A 2022-nucleotide genomic window follows, 5' to 3' on the forward strand; every position below is an offset into this window, starting at 1 on the left:
GTACGGCATAACATTAGGACAACCAGTATACGGGGATATGAGCGCAATTGCGCTGGTCAAGGCAGATGGTGCTAGTGATATAAGTATACAAAACAAAACAGGCGTGCGAACAGATTCCCGCGGCTATGCCATTATTCCTTATCTCAGTCCTTATAGAAAAGCGAGCATTATCCTTAATCCAGATGCACTCTCACCTAATGTAGAGCTAACGGAATATGCCCAGAATGTAGTTCCTACAGCCGGCGCAGTAGTACTTGCCAAATATAAGACAAACCATGGACGCAGAGCGTTAATGACCCTTCATTATGAAAATAAAAATGTCCCGTTTGGAGCAACAGTTAAAGTAACTGGGATTGATGATTACGAGGCAATTGTTGGAGATGATGGAGAGGTGTTTCTAAGCGGATTGACAAAAAATGGTCAAGTGAGAGCCATTTGGGATAATGGATCCAAGGTCTGCAGTGCTAACTATGAAATCCCGGATGGCACCGAAGATGAAAGCGGAATTATATTGCTAAATGGAGAATGTAAATGAGATTAAAAATGGCTTTTACTTCCAAATTTATAATGGGGCTAATTTTACTAATATCCTCTTTTAAAATTCTTGCCACATGCACAATTACTAATCCTATAAATGCTTTACTTCCTCCACACGCTCCTGTTCAGATTTCTCCCGCTATATCTATAGGGCATGAAATCATAACAATAACCGCTGATTTCAGCTCACTTGGTATAATAGGAAATTGTGATTCATCAGCTAACAGTACAATACGTTTCGACATGGGGCCTTCATTTTCTGAGGCAACCTCTTTCAGCAATGTTTTTAATACCGCTGTACCTGCAATCGGTATAAAAATATATGTTGATGGCTATGGTTATGCTGGCAGTAGCAACGAATACGCAATGCCAGCGGGAGACTTTAGTTTTCATTCAATAACTATTACCTTTGTTAAAACGGGTAACACACCCAGTGAGTTCTCTGGAAATATACTTTTCGGTAGTGGCACCCCCTTTGTTGAGATACATCCTGATGGTTCAGGCTCGGCAGGTTATACCGGAGATATAGGACTGCTTGTGACTTCATGTGATATCACTACACCTTCAACAATGAACATTAATATGGGAAGCCATAACCATAATGAATTTGGTGCCCCGGGGAAAACGTCCACTGCAACACCATTTAGTATAGGTATCCAGTGCTCTGGTTCAGTGCAAGTGAGTGCGACAATTTCAGCCACAGCTGACCCTAATGCAACGCCACCTAATAGCGCAATAAAAATTCTTCCTGTCAGTGATGGTTCTGAAGGGCTTGCATTACAACTACTCGATGAGAATAGTAACGTTATGGCACTGAATTCGCCATTGATCGTCGGAACGGTGTCCGGAAGCCATACATTCAATTGGTCAGCGCGGTTAGTCCAGGTTTTAAATTACGTTACCGGTGGGCCGGTACAAGCTACAGCTACAGTCACATTTTCTTATCAATAGGATGTTACCCAATGTTTTCCAGAATTTTAGCATTACAACTATTAATACTGCCTCATGCCCTTTTAGCACAAGATGTTCAACTAAATTTTACGTCTTCGGTCTTTTTTTTAAACTGTGAGATAAATACTACGTCGCAATACCAAATTATTAATCTGGGAGACTGGAAAAAAGAGTCGTTTACTACAGTAGGCTCCCGAAGTCCTGCAGTCCCATTCAACATATCACTACGCTGCCCTGGAAATAGTCGACTACAGGTCTATTTTGCTGGACAGGCAGATCCGAATAATGGTCAGCTCTTAGCTCTTGATGATATCAACGATAAAGATCGTGGTATAGGAGTGCGTCTGATGAACGCCTCAGGAAACGCCTATAACATAAATGATTATACTCCTTTCAGAAGCGTTACATCATCATCCGATACACTTTCATTTCAAGCAAGCTATGAATCAACGCGTCCAATGAATGAGATCCAACCGGGTCCAGCTGTTGCGACAATGATGTTTACAATGAACTATGAGTAGCCGCACGCACATC

General features: G+C 41.7%; 3 protein-coding genes. All 3 read left to right on the plus strand.

Going from position 1 to position 2022, the window contains the following annotated elements; all coding sequences use genetic code 11:
- Positions 1–535 (plus strand): fimbria/pilus outer membrane usher protein (locus INF73_RS21795; protein WP_193547328.1); only part of this gene is annotated, 535 nt, incomplete at its 5' end.
- Positions 532–1488: a fimbrial protein gene (locus INF73_RS21800; RefSeq protein ID WP_193547329.1), complete on the plus strand. Its 957-nt coding sequence runs from the start codon at positions 532–534 to the stop codon at positions 1486–1488. The genes INF73_RS21795 and INF73_RS21800, both read left to right, overlap by 4 nt.
- 11 nt (positions 1489–1499) lie before the next feature.
- Entirely contained in the window at positions 1500–2009 is a 510-nt protein-coding gene (locus INF73_RS21805; protein WP_193547330.1) for a fimbrial protein, read from the plus strand.
- The last annotated feature ends 13 nt before the right edge of the window (positions 2010–2022 follow it).

Origin of the sequence: Enterobacter cloacae complex sp. P6RS (genome assembly GCF_014982245.1) — a bacterium.
Classification (GTDB): domain Bacteria; phylum Pseudomonadota; class Gammaproteobacteria; order Enterobacterales; family Enterobacteriaceae; genus Enterobacter; species Enterobacter bugandensis.

What these genes read in the sequence shown, in the direction of transcription:
- INF73_RS21805 (WP_193547330.1), top strand. Translation starts at nt 1,500, where the DNA reads ATGTTTTCCAGAATTTTAGCATTACAACTATTAATACTGCCTCATGCC.
- INF73_RS21800 (WP_193547329.1), top strand. Translation starts at nt 532, where the DNA reads ATGAGATTAAAAATGGCTTTTACTTCCAAATTTATAATGGGGCTAATT.